This is a genomic window from Neoaquamicrobium sediminum, from assembly GCF_013240295.1.
In the GTDB taxonomy this organism is placed as follows: domain Bacteria; phylum Pseudomonadota; class Alphaproteobacteria; order Rhizobiales; family Rhizobiaceae; genus Aerobium; species Aerobium sediminum.
This window is the reverse complement of sequence record NZ_JABETK010000006.1, coordinates 72,964-91,547: the sequence shown is the minus strand read 5'-3', so window position 1 is coordinate 91,547 and position 18,584 is coordinate 72,964. Positions and strand designations below refer to the sequence as shown.

At 61.0% G+C, this 18,584-nt stretch carries 15 protein-coding genes and 4 pseudogenes; 6 read left to right on the top strand and 13 right to left on the bottom strand.

What is annotated here, in order from left to right; genetic code table 11:
* Positions 1 to 91: 91 nt before the first annotated feature.
* Positions 92 to 265 (top strand): hypothetical protein, encoded by a 174-nt coding sequence (locus tag HK436_RS29365; protein ID WP_173195110.1) that lies wholly within the window; start codon positions 92 to 94, stop codon positions 263 to 265.
* Between the two features lie 257 nt (positions 266 to 522).
* Positions 523 to 1,602, top strand: a complete 1,080-nt coding sequence (locus HK436_RS29360; RefSeq protein WP_173195109.1) for a transposase — start codon at positions 523 to 525, stop codon at positions 1,600 to 1,602.
* An 88-nt stretch (positions 1,603 to 1,690) separates the two neighbouring features.
* Here HK436_RS29360 and HK436_RS29355 read toward each other — a convergent pair whose 3' ends face one another.
* From HK436_RS29355 to HK436_RS29325, 7 genes and pseudogenes are all read right to left on the bottom strand, one after another.
* Complete coding sequence (locus HK436_RS29355; protein ID WP_244649545.1) at positions 1,691 to 2,728, bottom strand: tyrosine-type recombinase/integrase; 1,038 nt, start codon at positions 2,726 to 2,728, stop codon at positions 1,691 to 1,693.
* Positions 2,725 to 3,804: an IS5 family transposase gene (locus HK436_RS29350; RefSeq protein WP_173195068.1), complete on the bottom strand. Its 1,080-nt coding sequence runs from the start codon at positions 3,802 to 3,804 to the stop codon at positions 2,725 to 2,727. The genes HK436_RS29355 and HK436_RS29350 overlap by 4 nt, the downstream gene beginning before the upstream one ends.
* Before the next feature lie 33 nt (positions 3,805 to 3,837).
* On the bottom strand, positions 3,838 to 3,984 hold the full coding sequence (locus HK436_RS29345) for a hypothetical protein (RefSeq protein ID WP_446685696.1): 147 nt from the start codon (positions 3,982 to 3,984) through the stop codon (positions 3,838 to 3,840).
* Complete coding sequence (locus tag HK436_RS29340) at positions 3,981 to 4,895, bottom strand: tyrosine-type recombinase/integrase (protein ID WP_173195108.1); 915 nt, start codon at positions 4,893 to 4,895, stop codon at positions 3,981 to 3,983. The genes HK436_RS29345 and HK436_RS29340 overlap by 4 nt, the downstream gene beginning before the upstream one ends.
* Positions 4,889 to 5,689 (bottom strand): tyrosine-type recombinase/integrase, encoded by an 801-nt coding sequence (locus HK436_RS29335; protein WP_206680657.1) that lies wholly within the window; start codon positions 5,687 to 5,689, stop codon positions 4,889 to 4,891. Before HK436_RS29335 ends, HK436_RS29340 begins: the two co-directional genes overlap by 7 nt.
* 918 nt (positions 5,690 to 6,607) lie before the next feature.
* A pseudogene (gene istB / locus HK436_RS29330) lies at positions 6,608 to 7,123 on the bottom strand (IS21-like element helper ATPase IstB); the annotation flags it as partial.
* 112 nt (positions 7,124 to 7,235) lie between these two features.
* Positions 7,236 to 7,427 (bottom strand): annotated as a pseudogene (locus tag HK436_RS29325) (IS630 family transposase); the annotation flags it as partial.
* A gap of 420 nt (positions 7,428 to 7,847) precedes the next feature.
* On the opposite strand from HK436_RS29325, the gene HK436_RS29320 reads away from it, so the two are divergent.
* Complete coding sequence (locus HK436_RS29320; protein WP_173195107.1) at positions 7,848 to 8,657, top strand: IS5 family transposase; 810 nt, start codon at positions 7,848 to 7,850, stop codon at positions 8,655 to 8,657.
* A 150-nt stretch (positions 8,658 to 8,807) separates the two neighbouring features.
* On the opposite strand, the gene HK436_RS29315 is transcribed toward HK436_RS29320, so the two are convergent.
* Positions 8,808 to 9,557 carry an N-formylglutamate amidohydrolase gene (locus HK436_RS29315; protein ID WP_173195106.1) on the bottom strand — a complete coding sequence of 250 codons (750 nt, stop codon included), beginning with the start codon at positions 9,555 to 9,557 and terminating at the stop codon, positions 8,808 to 8,810.
* A gap of 2 nt (positions 9,558 to 9,559) precedes the next feature.
* Positions 9,560 to 10,936, bottom strand: a complete 1,377-nt coding sequence (locus HK436_RS29310) for an aminotransferase (RefSeq protein ID WP_173195105.1) — start codon at positions 10,934 to 10,936, stop codon at positions 9,560 to 9,562.
* Between the two features lie 328 nt (positions 10,937 to 11,264).
* Here HK436_RS29310 and HK436_RS29305 point away from each other — a divergent pair.
* The 3 genes and pseudogenes from HK436_RS29305 to HK436_RS29300 all read left to right on the top strand — a co-directional run.
* Positions 11,265 to 12,589: pseudogene (locus HK436_RS29305) on the top strand (glutamine synthetase family protein); the annotation flags it as partial.
* Positions 12,590 to 12,633: 44 nt separating this feature from the next.
* Positions 12,634 to 13,053 (top strand): aldehyde dehydrogenase family protein, encoded by a 420-nt coding sequence (locus HK436_RS33310; protein ID WP_312860803.1) that lies wholly within the window; start codon positions 12,634 to 12,636, stop codon positions 13,051 to 13,053.
* Complete coding sequence (locus tag HK436_RS29300; RefSeq protein WP_312860802.1) at positions 13,008 to 14,021, top strand: aldehyde dehydrogenase family protein; 1,014 nt, start codon at positions 13,008 to 13,010, stop codon at positions 14,019 to 14,021. Before HK436_RS33310 ends, HK436_RS29300 begins: the two co-directional genes overlap by 46 nt.
* Positions 14,022 to 14,120: 99 nt before the next feature.
* Here HK436_RS29300 and HK436_RS29295 read toward each other — a convergent pair whose 3' ends face one another.
* From HK436_RS29295 to glyA, 4 genes and pseudogenes are all read right to left on the bottom strand, one after another.
* The gene (locus HK436_RS29295; RefSeq protein ID WP_173195104.1) at positions 14,121 to 14,381 is read right to left on the bottom strand and encodes a hypothetical protein; all 261 of its coding nucleotides are present in this window, start codon (positions 14,379 to 14,381) and stop codon (positions 14,121 to 14,123) included.
* A 639-nt stretch (positions 14,382 to 15,020) separates the two neighbouring features.
* Positions 15,021 to 15,425 (bottom strand): annotated as a pseudogene (locus HK436_RS29290) (alanine dehydrogenase); the annotation flags it as partial.
* A 370-nt stretch (positions 15,426 to 15,795) separates the two neighbouring features.
* The gene (locus tag HK436_RS29285; RefSeq protein WP_173195103.1) at positions 15,796 to 17,184 is read right to left on the bottom strand and encodes an L-serine ammonia-lyase; all 1,389 of its coding nucleotides are present in this window, start codon (positions 17,182 to 17,184) and stop codon (positions 15,796 to 15,798) included.
* A gap of 77 nt (positions 17,185 to 17,261) precedes the next feature.
* Complete coding sequence (gene glyA / locus HK436_RS29280) at positions 17,262 to 18,521, bottom strand: serine hydroxymethyltransferase (RefSeq protein ID WP_173195102.1); 1,260 nt, start codon at positions 18,519 to 18,521, stop codon at positions 17,262 to 17,264.
* Between the last annotated feature and the right edge of the window lie 63 nt (positions 18,522 to 18,584).

The window sequence follows — 18,584 nt, the reverse complement described above, 5'->3', positions numbered from 1 at the left end:
CTGTCCCCGGCTATAAGCTAGCCCTGTTCACGTTGTGGTCCGATCTGGACCTGATTGCAAATTCGTTTGGGGTGAGCCCGTCGAGGCTCGTGTGCGGACGGTTCAGATTGTAGTCGAGGCCAACTCGCGCAGCCTCTGGCGCAAGGCCGCCCGAGAGGCCGGCGTGATCGAGCTGGAGATCGACGGCGTCGCCATGCGTGTTGGCCGCGGAGCCGATGCCAAGACGGTGGCGGCGGTCATCCGCGCGTTGAAGGCGACGACGTGATCGGGCCGACAGGCGCGGTCAAGGTCATGGTAGCGACCAAGCCGGTCGACTTCCGCAATTATGTAGAGCGCAGGATTATGCCGAGTCCGCAGCGGCAATTCCTTGCCGACTGCGGTGTTTGAGAAGCGGTCACTCGACATAATTTGCCGATCGGCTGATGGACCTCAGCATGGCCAGCAGCTGGACACCCGCATTAACCTACCGCTTTTTCCGATTTAATGATTCACTGGCTCGATCGGCATGAAGGGGGCAGGAAGATGGAGCAGCGGTCGTTCTTCGGGCTTTCGGAGCATCTTCAGAGACTGAGCAAAATCGGCGATCCGCTCGAAGTTCTCGATGCGACGGTGGACTTCGAGTATTTCCGGGGATGGCTGGTCGAGGGGCTTGGATATGGGGACGGCAGCAAGGGCGGGCGTCCGGCTTTCGATCCTGTTTCCATGTTCAAGGCGCTGATCCTGCAGGCCCAGCACAATCTCAGCGATGCGAAGATGGAGTTCATGATCCGGGACCGGCTTTCCTGGATGCGGTTTCTCGGCTTCGACCTCGGAGGCCCGACGCCGGACGAGAACACCATCCGGATGTTCCGCAACAAACTGACCGAGACAGGTACGCTGAAGCGGGTGATGAAAGCCTTCGACTGGCAATTGCAGAAGAAGGGCTACATCCCGATGTCGGGACAGATCGTCGATGCCTCCCTGGTGCCGGCCCCCAAGCAACGCAACACGGAGGGCGAGAAGGCGGCGATCAAAGCCGGCAAGTTGGCAGCGCAGATCTGGCCGGACGAACCCAACAAAGCGGCGCAGAAGGACACCGATGCGCGCTGGACGCTCAAGATCGGCGGCAAGATCCGGCACCGCCCGGACGGCACGCCGCTGCCTCAGATCGCGCTGCCGGTCTTCGGCTACAAATCCCACATCGCTATCGATCGCCGCTATGGGTTCATTCGGGAGAGTGCCGTGACCTCGGCCTCGGAGGCTGACGGGCGGATGCTGAAGCGGCTGGTGACGACAGACAACACCTCGTCGGAGGTCTGGGCCGACAGCGCCTACCGCTCGCGCAAGAACGAGAAGTGGCTGGCCTCAAAGATGCTGGTGAGCCGCATTCACCACCGCAAGCCGCAAGGCCGTTCGATGCCGCAACACGTGGCTCGGGCAAATGCACGCAAATCTTCGATCCGCGCCGCCATCGAGCATGTCTTTGCCCACCAGAAGACCCGCTTCGGCCTGTTCATCCGCACCATCGGCATTGCCCGTGCCGAAGCCAAACTGACGCTGGCCAATATCGCCTACAATTTCGACCGCCTGATTTTCCACCAACGCCGTGCTGCGACAGGATGAGTCCGTCCAAAAACAAAGAAATCACCGTCGGATCGCACCAATCGGCCTCGACCGCTTCGCCAGTGGCGTTTTCGCCATCATCCCCTGCTCAATTCAAGGGGTAAATGCGGGTGTCCAGCTTGTCGGGAGCACGGAAGCGACCCGGCTTGAGCGATGGCGGCGCCATCGCGGCAAGTGCCTCGAGCTTCTCGGTCGGGTCTGCCCGCAGATAGATCTCCGTGCTTTGCAGGCTGGCGTGACCGAGCCAAAGCGACACCTTGCGCACATCGCGGGTCGCCTGGAGCGTGTGCATAGCGCAAGTGTGGCGCAAGACATGCGGAGTGACGCGCTTGTCGGCGATGGACGATTGCTTCAGCGCCGCGGTGGCCACGTGCTTGGCGAGGACATATTCGAATCCGGACCTGGTCATCGCGCGTCCAGTGGCATTGAGGAAGAGCTCGGTATCGCCACTCGCAGGGCGGACCGCTAGCCAGGCCTTCAGCGCCGTCGTGGTCTCCTTCCACAAGGGCAGCACACGCTCGCGGCGTCCTTTGCCCATCACGTGGATGCTGGCAACCGTCTGGCGGTCGATCTGGTCGATGCGGAGGCCGACGAGTTCGGAGACGCGCAACCCCGCGGCGAAGGCCAGATGCAGCATCGCCCGATCGCGGATGCCGGGGACCCGACGCGGGTCCGGCGCATCGAGCAGGGCCTGCATCTCGGCGCGGGTGAGATGGCTGACGAGCGCCTCGTCGACCTTCTTCATTGGGATTGCTCGGACCCGGCGCGCCTGATCCAGACAGGACGGGAGCCGGTACTCGAGGAAGCGGAAGAAGGCTTTGATGGCGGCCAGACGGGCGTTGCGGGTACGCGCCGAGTTGCCACGTTCCTCCTCGATGTGCTCCAGGAAGGCGAGGAGGAGCGGCGGATCGAGCTGTTCGATCTCGATGCCAGACGGGGTGGTCTCTAGTCGGGCAGCCGCGAAGCACAGCAGCAGCTGGACACCTCGAACTACCGGGTTTCGCGGTCCGTGAGGATCGCGACGAGTGCCGTCACGGCGTAGAGCGGCGCGCTGGCTGCTGCTTGGGCTGACGTAGTTTGTCGATTTCAGCGTCGCGGCGGCGGTCTTGGCCGTCTCCACCGTCATGCGGGCGCTGTTCGTCCTTGGTGCCAGACGAAGCGGGTGAAGTTGTAGGCAAGGTTGGCCATGCCAATCTTGGTCCTGGCCCGCGCTATTCCGATCGTGCGCACGAACAGGCCCATTCTGGATTTCTGCTGCGCGAAGACGTGCTCGACGAAGGCGCGGATTTTCGAGCGCCGGCCGTTGGCGCGCGACGTCGCCTCGCTCATCGCCCGGCCCTTCGGCTTCTTGTGGTGGATGTCGGAGACGTAGCCGTTCTTGTCCAGCCACGCCTCGTTCGTCTTCGAGCGGTAGGCCGTGTCGGCCCAGACCGTAGAGCCGGTGTTGCCGCGGTTGAGCACATTGCGGAGTTGCGCCCCGTCATAGGCTGAGGCAGCGGTAACGTTCCAACAGCGGATGAAGCCGTGCCGGCGATCGATCGAGGCGTGGTTCTTGTAGCCGAAGGCGGGAATGGCGATGTCGCGCTGCTGGGCCTTTCCGTCCTCGGCCGCCTTGGCCTTCGAGAACTTCACCGTCCAGCGGGCGTCTCGATCCTTCTGGCGAAGCTTCGCGGGTTTGTCCTTCCATGCGTCCGGAACCTTGCCCGCCTTGATATCGGCCTTCTCCGCGTCGGTGTTGCGCTGCTTCGGCGCCGCCACGATGGTGGCGTCGACGATCTGGCCGCCCATCGCCAGATAGCCCGCCCTGGTGAGGTGCTTGTCGAACCGCGCAAACAGGTTCTCTACGGCATTCGCCTGCGTGAGGTGTTCGCGGAACAGCCAGATCGTCTTGGCGTCCGGCACGCGATCGCCGAGCCCCAGCCCGAGGAAGCGCATGAACGACAGACGGTCCTGGATCTGGAACTCGGCCTGGTCGTCCGACAGGCCGTAGAGCGCCTGCAGAACCATGATCCTGAACATCATCACCGGGTCGTAGGGCGGCCGGCCACCCTTCGCGCCGTCGGACCGCTTCAGCGCCTTGGAAAGCGGCTTTCGGAAAACCTCCCACGGCACCAACGCATTCAGCTTCTCGAGCGGATCGCCGGCTTCGCTCAGCCGCACGTAGCGCTCGTCGATGTCCCAGAACCCAGCCTGTGCCCGCATCGGTCTCCTCCCGCAAATCACCGCAGGAGTGAATCACGAAACGGCTGGGATGGGGAGGTTCTTCGAGGTGTCCAGCTGAAAGCTGTAGGCGTATGCCTCGCAAGTGTTCGGGCTCGCCCGCCGCTCGTGCGGCAGGTGCTCTCGCAGGAAGGCGGTGAGATGAGGAGCCAGCGCGGTCATGTGCCGGCTCCTTGATGCAAGGCCTCTCCGGCCGCCGCGATCTGCCCCATCAGGATTGGCGTTGCCTGCAGATACCAGTACGTGTCGGTGACGTGGGCGTGGCCGAGGTAGGTGCTGAGCGCGACGACATGGCGGCCGACAGCATCGCGATCATGCCGGCATTGCTCCAGAGAGCGCACGGCGAAGGTGTGCCGCAGATCGTGAATGCGCGGCCCCGGTTGACCGGGTTCCCCTCTCAGGCCGGCCGATCGTGCAAGGCGGAGGAAGATGGCGATCACGGTATTATAGGATGGCGGCGTGCCTGTGTTGGAGATGAACAACGCGCTGTCCAAGGTTCCGACCCGTCGGCGCGCCGACAAATATCGGTCCAAGGCATCCCATGTCGTGGGGTGGAGCGGCAGCAAGCGGCTCTTCTGGAACTTGGTCTGTCGGATGATCAGGCCGTCGGTGGCCACGTCATCGAGCTGAAGAGCGAGAGCTTCGGAAATGCGCATTCCGGTGACGGCAAGCAAGCCGAAGAGGGTCTCGTACATCAGCGGTCTGATCGAGGCAGATGGCTTGAGGCAGGCCGCCGCACGCATCAGCGCGGCGATCTCGTCCGCCGGATAGATGTGAGGAATCCGCCGCTCGAACAGGCCGCGGCCCAAGGCGTCGGCGGCCGGGATCTCATGGCGCCGATCCTCTGCAGCGACTGCCTGCGCAAAACGGCGGACAGTCAGCAGCCGATTGCGCCGTTGCTGTGGAGTGGGTGCGAGCGTCGCCCATTCGAGCACGCGAGCAACTTGAACATACTCATCGCCACTAGCCTCGGCGAAAGCGGTGAAGCTCTTCAGCAGCGTGTGCTGGACGCGGAACTTGAAGCCCATTATCCGCTGCAGTTCCGCATGTCGTGCGAGGTCCTGGCTCAGCATGACGCGCTCCCCGGCCAAGGCTGGGCGATCTGAAGCAGCATATTGACGTCCACCTTCGCGTAATGGGCGGTCGTGTCGACCGATCGATGGCGAAGCACGGTTCCGATCGTGTCCAGCGTGGCGCCGGCTCGCAGCATGCCAGTCGCCGCGGAGTGCCGGAGCAGATTGGCGCCTCGGGAAGGAGCGTCGTCGATGCCCGCCCTCTCAAGCGCGAGTCTGACGATGCTTGACACGCTTGAGCTTGCCAGTGGCTGATGCGGTGCAACTGTCCGCAGGAAGATCTGCTCGCAGGCGGCGTGTGGACGCGCTTCTCGCAGGTAGTCGATGATCGCGTCGCCGGCGGCCTGGGGTAGCGGGAGCCGGATCTCGCGGCGTCCTTTGCCGCGGACACGTAAGGTTCCTTCCCGCCAGTTGATGTCGTCGAGGCGCATGTCCCTAACGTCACCGGCCCGTAGGCCAAGACGCGCGAGCAGCAGCAGGATCGCGCGGTCGCGGATGCCTCGCGGCGTCGTGACTTCGCACGATGCGATCACCCGATCGACTTCCGCGGTGGAGATGTAGCGCGGCAATGCCGATAGTCGCCATTGCGGGACCGCCGGGATGGCCTGATCAAGGCCTGGTTGGCATAAGCCCCGGGCAGCCAGATATCTAAGGTAGCCCCTCAGCGCCATCGTCATCGTCTTGAGGTAGGCCGGCGAGCTTCGTTGGGCCTCGTCAAGGATCGCTTGCCGAATGAGACCGGCATCGTACAGCTTTGGATCACGACCGAGGGCGGGAAGCAGCCGCATGACCATACGGCCATGGCGGCGGATGGTGCGTTCGGAAATCCCCGGTGCCGCCTCAGCCAGGTTTGGAATGCAAGGACCTGGTCGTCATGGGCGCGCGACGTATCCTGCCTCAACGGCGTCACCACCCCGCATTCCGCCAGAAAGCTCACGAACCGCCGCGCACGGTTCACGTATTTGGCGGAAAGATAATCGGCTCGGCGGATGCCGGGACAGCGGCATCGATGCCGCGAAAAGCGGCGAATGGCATCGTCATCAACTTCAGCGACGGCGATCTTCGTGCGCCGAAGCCATTGTCCAAAATGGCGGGCCGAGTCCTCGTAGCCTGACACCGTCAGGCGAGCATAGCCCAAGGTCAACAATCGACTCGTGAATGCTTCCACAAACGGACGCAAGGCGCCGGGGTCCATCAGTTGTGAGCATTCCGGCCGGACTTCGTTCGACTTCGGCACGTCTGGTCTCCCTCTCAAGGTCAAAAGAACGTCGAGAGACGACAACAATTATGTCGGGTGAGGAAACCTGTGGGGCAGTCTAAACTATTGTAATAGAAAGAAGGAGTTGCTCGGATCGCTGCGGACTCAGCATAATCCTGCCCTCTACATAATTGCGGTTATGCGGAGCTCCGCATAAGCGCAAGGGCGCGGAGGGTCTTGCCGCACTGGTCGTGAGACGATGGGCGCAAATCCGTTCAGCGGTGCGGTCTATGTTGCGTATTCCGACGAAGCCGGCCGGTGATTCCGATCAATATCCGGCCACCCATTCCGATTTCATTCCGGCCGGGATTCCGATTTGAAGCCGGCCACCTTGGCGATCACCTGGGTCGTTGTTGAGGTTTGGTTGGAGTTTCGTTTCGGGTCAAGTCAGAGTCGTTTCCGAGGCCGGGATGGGCCGCTGTTTTCGCATGCTGTCGCCGTTGAGCTCGATGCGCTAGGCATTGTGCACGAGGCGATCGAGGACGGCGTCGGCGATGGTCGGATTGCCGATGATCTCATACCAGCGCTCAACGGGCACCTGGCTGGTGACGATGGTCGAGCGCCGCTCGTAGCGATCCTCGATGATCTCGAGGAGATCACGGCGCTGCTCGTCATTGAGCTTTTCGGGCCCCCAGTCGTCCAGGATAAGCAGATCGGTTCTGGCGAGCGCCTTGAGCATCCTGGCGTATCGGCCGTCGCCCCTTGCCAGGGCAAGCGCAGCGAAGAGCCGTGGCGCGCGGTGATAGGCAACTGAGAAGTCGTCGCGGCAGGCCTTGTGGCCGAGGGCGCAGGCAAGCCAGCTTTTGCCGACGCCGGCCGGGCCTGTCAGCAAGAGCCCGTGACGCTGCCGGATCCAGTCGCAGCTTGCGAGCTTGAGAAAGAGCGAACGGTCGAGGCCGCGCTCGACGCGGAAGTCGACATCTTCGACCTGCGCGTCATGGCGCAGCCTGGCCGCACGGGCATGCGCCTCGATCAGCCGGTAGAGCGGCATGGCCGCGAACACGCCGGCGCCAACCTGGTCGGCCAGCGTCGAGACGGACAGATCGATGCCCTCGCATTTGAAGCGCTGGCTCTGGCGGTTGCGCATCAAGGCGCGAGCCGCGTTTCCGTCCCTGCCGGCGGGGCGACAACTCGCCGATCTTCGACCGGACGATCCAGCGGATCGCACTCGATACCCCAACACCGAAACGCCGCGCCGCAGAACGGGCCGATGCCCCTTCCGCCGACGCCTTCAAAACACGTGACCGCAAATCATCGCCAAGCGCTCTTGCCATCGTCCACCTCCTTCGAGGCAAACCTTGAATCAATAAAGAGCCAGCGCGTCACTTCACAATCGATTCATCGATCCCCGGACGTGCTCTAGTCGCCACGCCCGCCGACGCAGAGCGGGAGCATGGGGCACAGCGGGTCTTCCATCGCAATGCGTATCATTCGAGCCTCTTGACGGTGGCGGCGAGATCGCCGACCGGCAGATAGGTCACCAGCTTCCAATCGATCGGCGGACGGTCCGCAGGCGAGTCGATCAGGGGCGTGGATGTAGGTGAGAAGCTGAGGACTGTATCGCATCCGCTCGCCGGCGGGCGGCAAGGATTCGATAGCGATGAACTTCACATGCACGCACGCCGCCTAGTCTTGCACGAACTTAACTAGAGGCTGTTATGGACTTGTGAGTCTGAATGGATTCAAAGGCTTGGATGGAATCACATCGCAAGCTTTATCCGTCTGACGTTTCCGATGAGGAATGGTCGCTGCTGGCGCCGTATCTGACGCTGCAGCGTGAGGACGCCGGTCAGCGGGAACACAGTCTTCGCGAGGTTTTCAACGGCCTGCGCTATATCGTGAAGACCGGCGCGCCATGGCGCTGGATGCCGAACGACCTGCCGCCATGGGCGGCGGTTTACCAGCAGACGCAGCGGTGGCTGGCGGCAGGTTGCTTCGAAGCGCTGATCGACGATTTGCGGGCGGTGCTCCGGCTGGCCGCCGGTCGCAAGGCCGAGCCGAGTGCGGCGATCATCGACAGCCGGACGTTGCGGTCCACGCCGGAAAGCGGCGAACGCGCCGGCTATGACGGCGCCAAGCGCAAGAAGGGCTCCAAACTGCACATCGCGGTCGATACGCTTGGCCATCTGCTGGCTTTGCATGTCACGCCTGCCAGCGCAGAGGATCGCGGCGAAATCGAAAATCTGGCCAGAACGATCCAGGCCGTCACAGGTGACAGCATCGAGATCGCATGGGTCGATCAAGGCTATACCGGCGAGCGCGCCGAACTGGCCGCGGACCAGCACGGCATCGACCTCAAGGTCGTCAAACTGCCTGAGGCAAAACGCGGCTTCATCCTGCTGCCGCGCCGATGGGTGGTTGAGCGATCCTTCGCATGGGCGACCCGCTTCCGAAGGCTCGTCAAGGACTACGAGCGTTATGCACAAACCCTCGCCGGCCTCCATCTCGTCGCTTTCGCCACCCTCATGGCAAAGCAGACCGTAACGATCCTGGCAAGTTCATAACAGCCTCTAGATGGTGTCCGGCCCAAAGAGCAGCCGTGAGCTGGGCGAAGGCGGAGGTGTTCCACAAGGTGATGATCATGCCTCGTCCGGACAGTATGATGGGAGGCGATTAACAACCAATCGCACCAATCTTCAAAAGAAAATGTTGGCTCACGGCTCCAGAATTTCGTCCAGTATGCGGCGTAGACGATGGGCCCACTCTGATTGTCCCTCATAATCCGCGATCAGGTCGTTACGGATCTCGATCATCGCGCCCATGCGCCCAAAAGGTACGGTATGCCTTTCAATGGTGTGGTAAACTCCATCAACCGGTGCGTATGGTTCGTTGTCTCCAACGACCAAGTATCGATCGCGCCTCAAGGCCTCAATTAGCGGCGCCGAGAGCTGAGTATCCTCGTTGTGAAGAACGCCCACGTGCCAAGGCCGACGCACGCCCTTGTACACTGGCGTAAAGCTATGGATCGAAACCACGCAGGAAGCGACATGCCGATTTGCAAGAAGTTGGTCGAGCGTGGTGTGGAATGGTTTGTAGATGGCTTCGCCTCGGATTGCTCGCTCGGCTTTCGATATCCCGGCGTTGCCGGGGATTGCAGTGGTTTCGCTGACTGTGACAATCGAGGTGGGGTGGTCAGGCTCTCTATTAATGTCGAGAACCAGCCTTGAGACGTTTGCACGGACGAGCGGCGCATCGAGCAGGTCGGACAGAATTTCAGCAACGCTCAGTGCTCCTGGATCCCATGCGATGTGTTCCGCTAGTTTGTCCTCTGGCAGGCCGAGGTTATCAAGGTGGTCGGGAACGTGGTTCGAGGCGTGCTCGCAAACCAAGGCGATTGGAGACGCGCCGTTCTTGTTCCGCACGGTTGCGGAAGTTCTGTCGCGAAGGAACGCATGCGCGCTCATTTTCAGCGCACCTCGCCTTTGACCTGCTCAAAAACGACATCGAGCACGTCCCTGAGCACTTTGAGCAGGTCCTCGATCTGGGTTCGCGTTGAGATGAAGGGTGGTGCAAGGACCACGGACGAACCGAGCGGCCGAATAATGAACCCGCGGTTTCGTGCTTCCTGTGCGATGCGTTCGCCGACACGCAGGTCCCCTGAGAACGACTGCTTGGTCTGCTTGTTCGCGACTGTTTCGAGGGCGCCCATCAAGCCGAGACCGCGCGCCTCACCGACCATCGGATGGTCTGCGAGCGCCCGCAGTCCAGCCTGGAATGTCTCGCCTACTGCCACGACGTTCTCAAAGACGCCTTCCTCGGTGATGATACGGATGGCCTCGAACGAAACGGCGCATCCGACCGGATGGCCACCAGTGGTGTAGCCGTGCGGAAATTCTTCCCAGGTCGCGCTTGCGGCGGTAGCCCGTTTGTCGATATCGGCCGAGAGCATAACCGCACCCATGGGGAAATATCCGGCCGACATGCTCTTCGAAGCGACAACGATGTCCGGCACCTGACCAACGGCCGTGGCGCCCCACAGGCTTCCTGTGCGGCCGAATCCGCAAATGACCTCGTCTGCCACGAGCGGGATGCCATAACGACTGAGAACGGGCTGGATCTCCGCAAAATAGGTCGCCGGCGGAACGATCACTCCGCCAGCGCCCATGACGGGCTCGGCGAACATCCCAGCTATAGTCTCCGGGCCTTCGGCGAGGATACGCTGTTCAAGGTTTTTGGCTAGGCGTGCGGCAAATTCCTCGTCGCTTTCGCCGGCATTCGCGTTGCGCCAAGCGTGCGGGCATTCGAGCATAACGATCTCGGGACCAGGAAGCCCGAACGCCTTGACGTAATCCTTGCCGGTAAGGGCCGACGCCATCACGGTGGCGCCGTGATAGGCGTTCTTGCGCGTAAGGAGCTTGCGACGCCCAGGCTTGCCCTCGGCAGCCCACATCATCCACAGCAGCTTGATCACCGACTCGTTCGCATCCGATCCCGAATTAGTAAAGAAGACGCGGCTCATAGGTGCTGGAGCCAGCGAAAGCATTTTCTCGGCCAGTTCGACAACGGGCTTGGAATTGCGGCCAAAGAACGTGTGATAGCCGGGAAACTCCAGATACTGTTTGTAGGCAACATCTGCCAGCCGACGCTCGGAAAAGCCCAGCGTCATGTTCCAAAGGCCGGAATTACCTTCGAAGTAGCGATGGCCGGCCGTGTCTACGATAAAGGCGCCATCCCCGTGGTCGATGACCACAGAACCGTTGGCCTGCAAGGATTCCAGGTCGGTGAATGTGTGAAAGAAGCTCGCAACTTCGCGGCTCTCCCAGGATTGAGCGACGACGGTCATAGCGGTCTCCCATTTCGGATAGAGTCTTGTTCGGATGTCGTATGCGTTTTCAGCATATAAAACACTCGATAGTAGCCACCATATCTTGTAGGAAATGTCAATTCGTGTTCAAAACGCAATTCGTAGGCTTTTGCCGTGTTGGCAGCCAGGACGACGCATCGAACCTCGTTGTGCGAGGGTGCGGCTTCCCGCAAGGCGAGCATCGACATGCCGTACAGGTTCCTGAGGAGGACACCATGAGTTACGATTTTTCTCCGACCCCGTACCGAATTTGGGGGCAGATTCCCTGCATCCTAGACCAACGGAATGCCGGCCGCCGGCCGGTCATATGACCTTCGATGAATTGAAGCGCGCGGTCGCAGATGGCAGTATCGACACTGTCGTGGTGGCTATGACGGATATGCAGGGACGCCTGATCGGTAAGCGGCTTACTGCCCGGTTCTTTGTCGAGGGCAACGTCGCGCCGCAACTCTTCTGCGACTACTTCCTCGCCACGGACATGGAGATGGTTCTGGTACCTGGCTATGCGTCAGCATCTTGGGAGCGCGGCTATGGGGACTTCGCACTCGTGCCCGACATGGCGACCCTTCGCGCTGTGCCATGGCTTCCGAAGACCGCCATCGTACTTTCGGACGTGACGACGTCGGACGGAGTGCCGCTCGAGCATTCTCCTCGTCAGGTCCTGCGCAAGCAGCTCAAGCGCCTAGCCGACCTAGGCTTCACTGCCGACATGGCGGCGGAACTGGAATTCTACCTGTTCAACCAGACCTACGAGGGCGCGCGGGCCGCCAAATATGAGGACCTCAAATTCTCGAGCTGGTATCCGGAAGATGGCCATGTCTTCCAGACATCAAAGGACGAGCCGTACATTCGCGCGATCCGAAATCTCATGGAGCGCGCGAGTATTCCGGTGGAAGGCTCCAAGGCCGAATACAGCGCGGGTCAGCAAGAAATAAATCTTCAATATGCTGAAGCGCTGGAGACCTGCGACCGGCTTGTTCTTTACAAGAACGGCTGCAAGGAAATCGCACACCAGATGGGCAAGTGCGTGAGTTTCATGGCGAAGCTTGGCGAGACCCATTCGGGCAATTCCTGCCACATCCATCTGTCCTTGAGAAATCTGGAGACTGGAAAGCCCGGCTTCTATGACGCCTCGCGCGAGAGCGGCATGTCCGAACTGTTCCGGCATTTCCTGGCAGGCTGTATCAAGCATGCGCCGGCAGCGACATATTTTTATGCACCCAACATCAATTCCTACAAACGCTTCACGGCGGGTACGTTCGCGCCCACAAGGCTGGCCTGGTCGGTGGACAACCGGACGACCGCCTTCCGGGTACTGGGCAAGGGGAATGCCTTGCGTTTCGAATGCCGGCTTCCCGGAGCAGACGCCAATCCCTATCTCGCTTCGCAGCGTTGATCGCCAGCGGGCTTCAGGGGCTGGAGGAGAAATTGTTGCTGGAGGAAGCTTACGCTGGAAACGCCTATGAAGCAGACGACGTGCCTCGCATCCCTGGCGCCCTTTACAGGTCGCTTGATCGCCTGGAAGCGTCGTCGACCTTGAAGCTCGCTTTTGGCGAGGAGGTCGTGAACCACTACCTGCATTGCGGCCGCTGGGAACTGGGTGCATTCGAAGGTGCCGTTACAGACTGGGAAAAACCAGGCTTTTCGAGCGCTGCTGACTGCTCTGGAGAAGAAGAATGGCAACTTTCGAAATCATCACGCCGGCCGATGACTCTGTTCTCGCCGTTCGCAGCCGTCCGACGGACGAAGACATAGATGCCGCCCTGAACCTGGCAGGCCGGAGTTTCAAGTCGTGGCGGGAGAATTCCCTTGAGCATAGGATTGAACTCCTCGGGCGAGCAGTCGACGCGCTCGTGAGTCTGAAGGAAGAAATCATTGTCGAGATCTCCAGCCAGATGGGCCGTCCGATCGCCTATTGCGGCGGCGAGGTGAACGGGTTTGAGTCGCGGGCTCGGACCATGCTCCGCCTCGCACCCGAGGCTCTCACCCCCATTCCCCCTCCCCTCTTGAAGGGTTCGAGCGCGCCATTGAGCGCGTACCGCTCGGGACGGTGGTCGTCCTTGCACCGTGGAACTACCCGTTCCTCACCGCTGTGAACGCGGTCATTCCGGCGCTTGCGGCTGGGAATGTAGTCGTTTTGAAGCATTCGGATCAAACGCCGCTAGCGGCAGAACGTATGTATGAGGCCTTTAGAGCCGCAGGTCTGCCCGAAGGCGTTTTCCAGTATCTGCATATGAACCATGAACAGGTAGGGAGGACCATCGCCGATCCGCGAGTTGCGTATGTATGCTTCACCGGTTCCGTCACTGGAGGGCGTGCCGTTCAGCGAGCCCTTTCGGGCACCTTCACCTCTTCCGGTCTGGAACTCGGCGGCAAGGATCCGGCCTACATCCGCGAGGATGCCGACATCGAGCATGCCGTTGCCAACATCGCGGATGGCATTTTCTTCAACTCCGGCCAGAGCTGCTGCGGTATCGAGCGCGTCTACGTTCACGAGCGTCATTTTGGTCATGTCGTCGATGGCCTGGTGGCCTTCGCCGAGCAGTTGAAGCTAGGTGATCCTCGTGATGCGACGTCTACGCTCGGACCGATGGTGAAGGCCTCGGCCGCCAACGCCGTGCGCAATCAGGTTGACAACGCGGTGAGGCAAGGTGCGCGCGCCCTTATCAATCCTCAGTGGTTCGCAGCAGACAAAAATGACACCGCGTATCTTGCTCCCCAGATCCTGATCGATTGCGATCACTCAATGGAGATCATGAACGAGGAAACCTTCGGGCCGGTGGCTGGCGTGATGCCAGTAGGATCAGACGATGAAGCCGTCAGGCTTATGAACGATAGCCGCTATGGGCTTACCGCCTCGATCTGGACGCACGACCGGAACGCCGCCCGCGCCGTTGGTATGCGATTGGAAACCGGCACCGTGTTCATGAACCGCTGTGACTACCTGGATCCCGACCTCGCTTGGACGGGCGTCAAGGAGTCAGGCCGTGGGGCAACCCTGTCACGATTTGGCTTCGACTATCTAACGCGGCCGAAATCATTCCACTTCAGATTGTGCTGGTGAGTTGGAGGCTCTATTGAACTGACAAGCCGTCGGAACGGTGGTCGCGGTCCGCGACCAGCGTTGACCAAATGACCGAGGTCCTCGTTACGAAGAAACAAGTCAGTGTATAATCCAGAGGACGAGGATAAGAGAAAGACCTGCTGCAACTGTAAGCCAAAATGCCCTCAGTATTTTTCTTTCTTCATGCACTGGGACGCCGACGTTAGAAAGAAGGCCTATCGCCTTGTCAAACGACGTAAGATCTATTGGCTGGAAGGAGCACTCCTCACCGTTGATGATCAGGCCTATGTAGTGAGATCTCCGATCAACCACGGCGCCGGAGGCCTTTTCGGCAAGATCTCTAGAGAGATGGCGATCCATATTTGAAGCCCGCATCAGATTGGACTCATACCTGTCATGCAGTCGCATCTGGCGGGTTCACCGCAGTAGACGCGGATCAAGAGTTTTGCGTTGATCTAAATTGGAAACAGAGCTTCGGAGACGAGCAACCCATCTGAAGCTAGTTCACCGGTTTTGCTGCCTATGGCCAGATAGCCTCGGACCGTACCTTACTCCTTCTAACGATTTCCATAAGCGCCGAGACAGTGTGTTGTACCCTTGCAAAATACACGCCACACTGCGATGTTGAGATTTACATATTTTCTGAAGATGTCAATGTGGATTGGAGGTAGGGAGTTGAGGGATGGCGGCCGAACGATTATCTGATCTGCTGTTTCGTGGGCTCGCACTCGCAGGCTTTTGTCACCGGCAACGCTGGTGCACGGATGGCTTGGAGATATCAAACGGATTGGTCCTATTCGATTCTAGTGCTGAACACTCAAACGGGGAGCATGACTCTTGCCTGCGCAAAAAGACGGAGTAGGGACGAAACCGATACACCCCACCCGGCATCTGGTTCTTCCCCACTGATCGCGCCCGAAAACAACGCCAGCAATCCTCATCGTTGACAGATTTGGCGCGCTGATCGAGGTGAGCCTATCGTGGATGTCTGATTGTTTCTCAGGCAGCCAACACTGTATTAACCTCGGTCATCTCGTAACCGAGCGTTTCGGCAACGGGGCGTTTATGATCCGGTCCTTGTGGACGTTGAGGCCGTTGCGCAGATGCCTGTCGTCGAGGATCGCCTTCTGGCCACGATCGGCAAGCAGCAGACCGTAGTGGAGCGTGGCATTGTTGAGCGCGTGCGCGGAGGTGACGGGCACCGCGCAGGGCATGTTCGCGACGCAGTAAATGGATGACGCCGTCGACCTAGTAGGTGGGCTCAGCATGCGTGGTGGCGTGCGAGGTTTCGAAACAGCCGCCCTGATCGATCGCAACGTCCACCAAGACGGAACCTTTCTTCAAGCCCAACAGCATTTCGCGACTGACGAGCTTCGGCGCCGCAGCACCTGGAATGAGCACCGAAAGTGTTGGTGAATGATGATCGAGAATGACTGGCACTTGGTGGATTCTTGCGTTTTGGTAAAATTTCTTCGCAGGAAATACGACTAGTATCTTTGCACAGAATAGATGTAGCGTTTTTTCGAGGCGTTTTAGACAGAACGCGGTATCTGGAATAAACGCTCGCTGATAAGATGTGCCTGTCGTATTTGCCGCCATCTGACGTCGGGCAGTACGGTTACATATCGCGGATCGCTGCGCGACCGCGAAGATTGTGAGGGCATCTACAAGGAATGGCCGACGGCGATACTGCTTGGCACTAAGATTGTCACATTCGCAATTTGCGGAATCCAAGCCAGGCCGTGATAGTTGAATAGCCGCGGGGGTATTGGCACTAGCACTCAGGAAGATTGACCGCCAGCCCGCCCATGCTTGTCTCTTTAAACTTCACGCTCATTTCCTCGCCGGTCTGGCGCATGGCCTCGATGCAGTTGTCGAGCGGCATAAAGTGCGAGCCGTCGCCACGCAGCGCTAGCGAGGCCGCCGCCACCGCCTTGGTGGCTCCGATTCCGTTGCGCTCGATGCAGGGCACCTGCACCAGACCCGCGACGGGATCGCAGGTCATGCCAAGATGATGTTCCAGAGCGATCTCCGCGGCGTTCTCCACCTGTTCGGGAGTGCCGCCAAGCACGGCGCAGAACCCAGCCGCCGCCATGGCGGCGGCCGACCCTACTTCTCCCTGGCATCCGGCTTCAGCCCCCGAGATCGAGGCGTTGTGCTTGATCAGGCCGCCGATCGCCGCTGCAGTCAGAAGGAAGTCGGACACCTTCTCCGGATGGGCGCCGACGCAATGGTCGAGATAGTAGCGCAGCACCGCCGGCACGACGCCTGCCGCCCCGTTTGTGGGGGCCGTGACCACCTTGCCGCCCGCCGCGTTCTCCTCGTTGACGGCCATGGCGTAGACGCTGAGCCAGTCGGAGGCCGCATGCGGCTGGCTGGCGTTCTTCAGCCGCTCGGCAAGAAGCTGCTGGTGGATCCTCCTTGCCCTGCGGCGCACATGCAGGCCGCCGGGAAGTTCGCCGTCCTGCGCAAGTCCCCGGTCGATGCAGCCGGTCATGACCGACCAGATGTGCGCGATGCCCCGCTCGACTTGGAGCGCAGGCCGCACGGCCGCCTCGTTCTCGCGTTTCATAGCGGCAATCGAAAGCCCACTATCATGCGCCATGCGCAGCATCGACGCAGCGCTGTCGAACGGAAAGGGCCATGCAGCGGGTTCACCGGACGACGTTGCCTTGGGCGGCGCCTCGCGCTCGGCGGCCGTGACCACAAATCCGCCGCCGATCGAGTAGTAGGTTTCTACCACCAGAACGGTGTCCTCGCGATCGAGAGCTACGAAGACCAGACCGTTGGCGTGCCCGGGCAGAGGCGGTCCGTAGTCGAACACGATGTCGGCGTCGGGATCGAACACTAGCGGCGGCAGATCTTGCGGTCGGAGCACCCGCGCCTGGCGCAGTTCGGCAAGCTCGCGCTCCGCCTGGTCCAGATCGAGATCGGCCGGCAGGTAGCCGAGCAGGCCGAGCGCCACAGCGCGGTCGGTGGCGTGGCCCTCGCCCGTGAAGGCGAGCGAACCATGCAGCGTCGCCCGAATCCGGGCGACGCGCGAGCCATCCGGCAGGCTCCGCAGTAGATCAAGGAACCGTACAGCCGCCGTCATCGGCCCCATGGTGTGAGATGACGACGGGCCGATGCCAATCTTGAAAACGTCTAAGACGGAGAGAAACATGCCTTGCCTCATCGGATCGCAGAATCAGATGACCGTGTCGGGCAACTGCGTGCCTGAACGACCTCTCCTGGAGTTCCCTAACAGTAAATGGGAAAGCGCCGGCAAAGGCTCCTCACCTCCCTAAGCACCTCCCGCTCGATTGCCGCGTCTCCCTCCGCGCCCTTTTCGGCCAGCGCGTCGATCACTTTTAGCATCAGCTCGCCGACGCGGCGGAACTCCACCTCGCCAAAACCGCGCGTCGTGCCCGCCGAGGTGCCAAGGCGGACGCCCGACGTCACCGCCGGCTTCTCTGGGTCGAAGGGGATCGCGTTCTTGTTGCAGGTCAGGCCGGCCCGTTCCAGCGCGTGTTCAGCGTCGCGCCCTTTCACGCCCTTCGGGCGCAGGTCGACAAGAACCATGTGGCAGTCGGTGCCGCCCGAGACGATGTCCAGCCCGCCGGCGATCAGCGTGTCGCTGAGCGCCTTCGCATTCGCGATCACCTGCGCAGCATAGGTCCTAAACTCCGGCCGCAGCGCTTCGCCGAAGGCGACCGCCTTAGCGGCGACGACGTGCATCAGCGGGCCGCCCTGGTTGCCGGGGAACACCGCCGAATTGAATTTCTTCGCCAGCACCTCGTCATTGGTGAGGATGATGCCGCCGCGCGGGCCGCGCAGGGTCTTGTGCGTGGTCGAGGTGACGACATGCGCATGCGGCAGCGGGTCGGGATATAGTCCGGCCGCCACCAGCCCGGCGTAATGAGCCATGTCGACCATCAAATAGGCCCCGATCTCGTCGGCGATTTCGTGGAAGACGGCGAAGTCGATGGCGCGCGGATAAGCCGAAGCGCCGGCGACGATCAGCTTCGGCCTCGTTTCCAGCGCGCGGGCGCGCAAGGCCTCGTAGTCGATCAACTGGTCGGCTTCGCACACCTCGTAGCTGACGACGTCGAACCATTTGCCCGACATCGTCACGGGCGAGCCGTGGGTCAGATGGCCGCCATGGGCGAGCGACATGCCCATGATGCGGTCGCCCGGCTGAAGCAATGCCAGGAACACGGCCTGGTTGGCCTGCGCACCCGAATGCGGCTGGACGTTGGCGAACGCGGCGCCGAACAGCTCTTTCGCGCGCTCGATGGCGAGCGTCTCAACCTCGTCGACGAACTCGCAGCCCCCATAGTAACGTTTGCCCGGATAGCCCTCCGCATACTTGTTGGTCAGCACCGACCCTTGCGCCTTGAGCACGTCGGCGGAGACGATGTTCTCCGAAGCGATCAGCTCGATCTGGTTCTTCTGGCGGTCGAGTTCGCGGTCGATGGCTGCGGCGATCGCCGTGTCGCTCATAAGTGCGTACGAATCCATTTTTCCATCTCTCTAGAATAGACATCGGGAACCGGCGCCGCAGGCAACGCGTGAACCGGCCGA

What these genes read in the sequence shown, in the direction of transcription:
- HK436_RS29355 (WP_244649545.1), bottom strand. Translation starts at nt 2,728, where the DNA reads ATGACGGTGGAGACGGCCAAGACCGCCGCCGCGACGCTGAAATCGACA.
- HK436_RS29340 (WP_173195108.1), bottom strand. Translation starts at nt 4,895, where the DNA reads ATGCTGAGCCAGGACCTCGCACGACATGCGGAACTGCAGCGGATAATG.
- HK436_RS29360 (WP_173195109.1), top strand. Translation starts at nt 523, where the DNA reads ATGGAGCAGCGGTCGTTCTTCGGGCTTTCGGAGCATCTTCAGAGACTG.
- HK436_RS29335 (WP_206680657.1), bottom strand. Translation starts at nt 5,689, where the DNA reads ATGGTCATGCGGCTGCTTCCCGCCCTCGGTCGTGATCCAAAGCTGTAC.
- HK436_RS29315 (WP_173195106.1), bottom strand. Translation starts at nt 9,557, where the DNA reads ATGAGCGCGCATGCGTTCCTTCGCGACAGAACTTCCGCAACCGTGCGG.
- HK436_RS29310 (WP_173195105.1), bottom strand. Translation starts at nt 10,936, where the DNA reads ATGACCGTCGTCGCTCAATCCTGGGAGAGCCGCGAAGTTGCGAGCTTC.
- glyA (WP_173195102.1), bottom strand. Translation starts at nt 18,521, where the DNA reads ATGGATTCGTACGCACTTATGAGCGACACGGCGATCGCCGCAGCCATC.
- HK436_RS29345 (WP_446685696.1), bottom strand. Translation starts at nt 3,984, where the DNA reads ATGACCGCGCTGGCTCCTCATCTCACCGCCTTCCTGCGAGAGCACCTG.
- HK436_RS29320 (WP_173195107.1), top strand. Translation starts at nt 7,848, where the DNA reads ATGGAATCACATCGCAAGCTTTATCCGTCTGACGTTTCCGATGAGGAA.
- HK436_RS33310 (WP_312860803.1), top strand. Translation starts at nt 12,634, where the DNA reads ATGGCAACTTTCGAAATCATCACGCCGGCCGATGACTCTGTTCTCGCC.
- HK436_RS29350 (WP_173195068.1), bottom strand. Translation starts at nt 3,804, where the DNA reads ATGCGGGCACAGGCTGGGTTCTGGGACATCGACGAGCGCTACGTGCGG.
- HK436_RS29295 (WP_173195104.1), bottom strand. Translation starts at nt 14,381, where the DNA reads ATGGATCGCCATCTCTCTAGAGATCTTGCCGAAAAGGCCTCCGGCGCC.
- HK436_RS29285 (WP_173195103.1), bottom strand. Translation starts at nt 17,184, where the DNA reads ATGTTTCTCTCCGTCTTAGACGTTTTCAAGATTGGCATCGGCCCGTCG.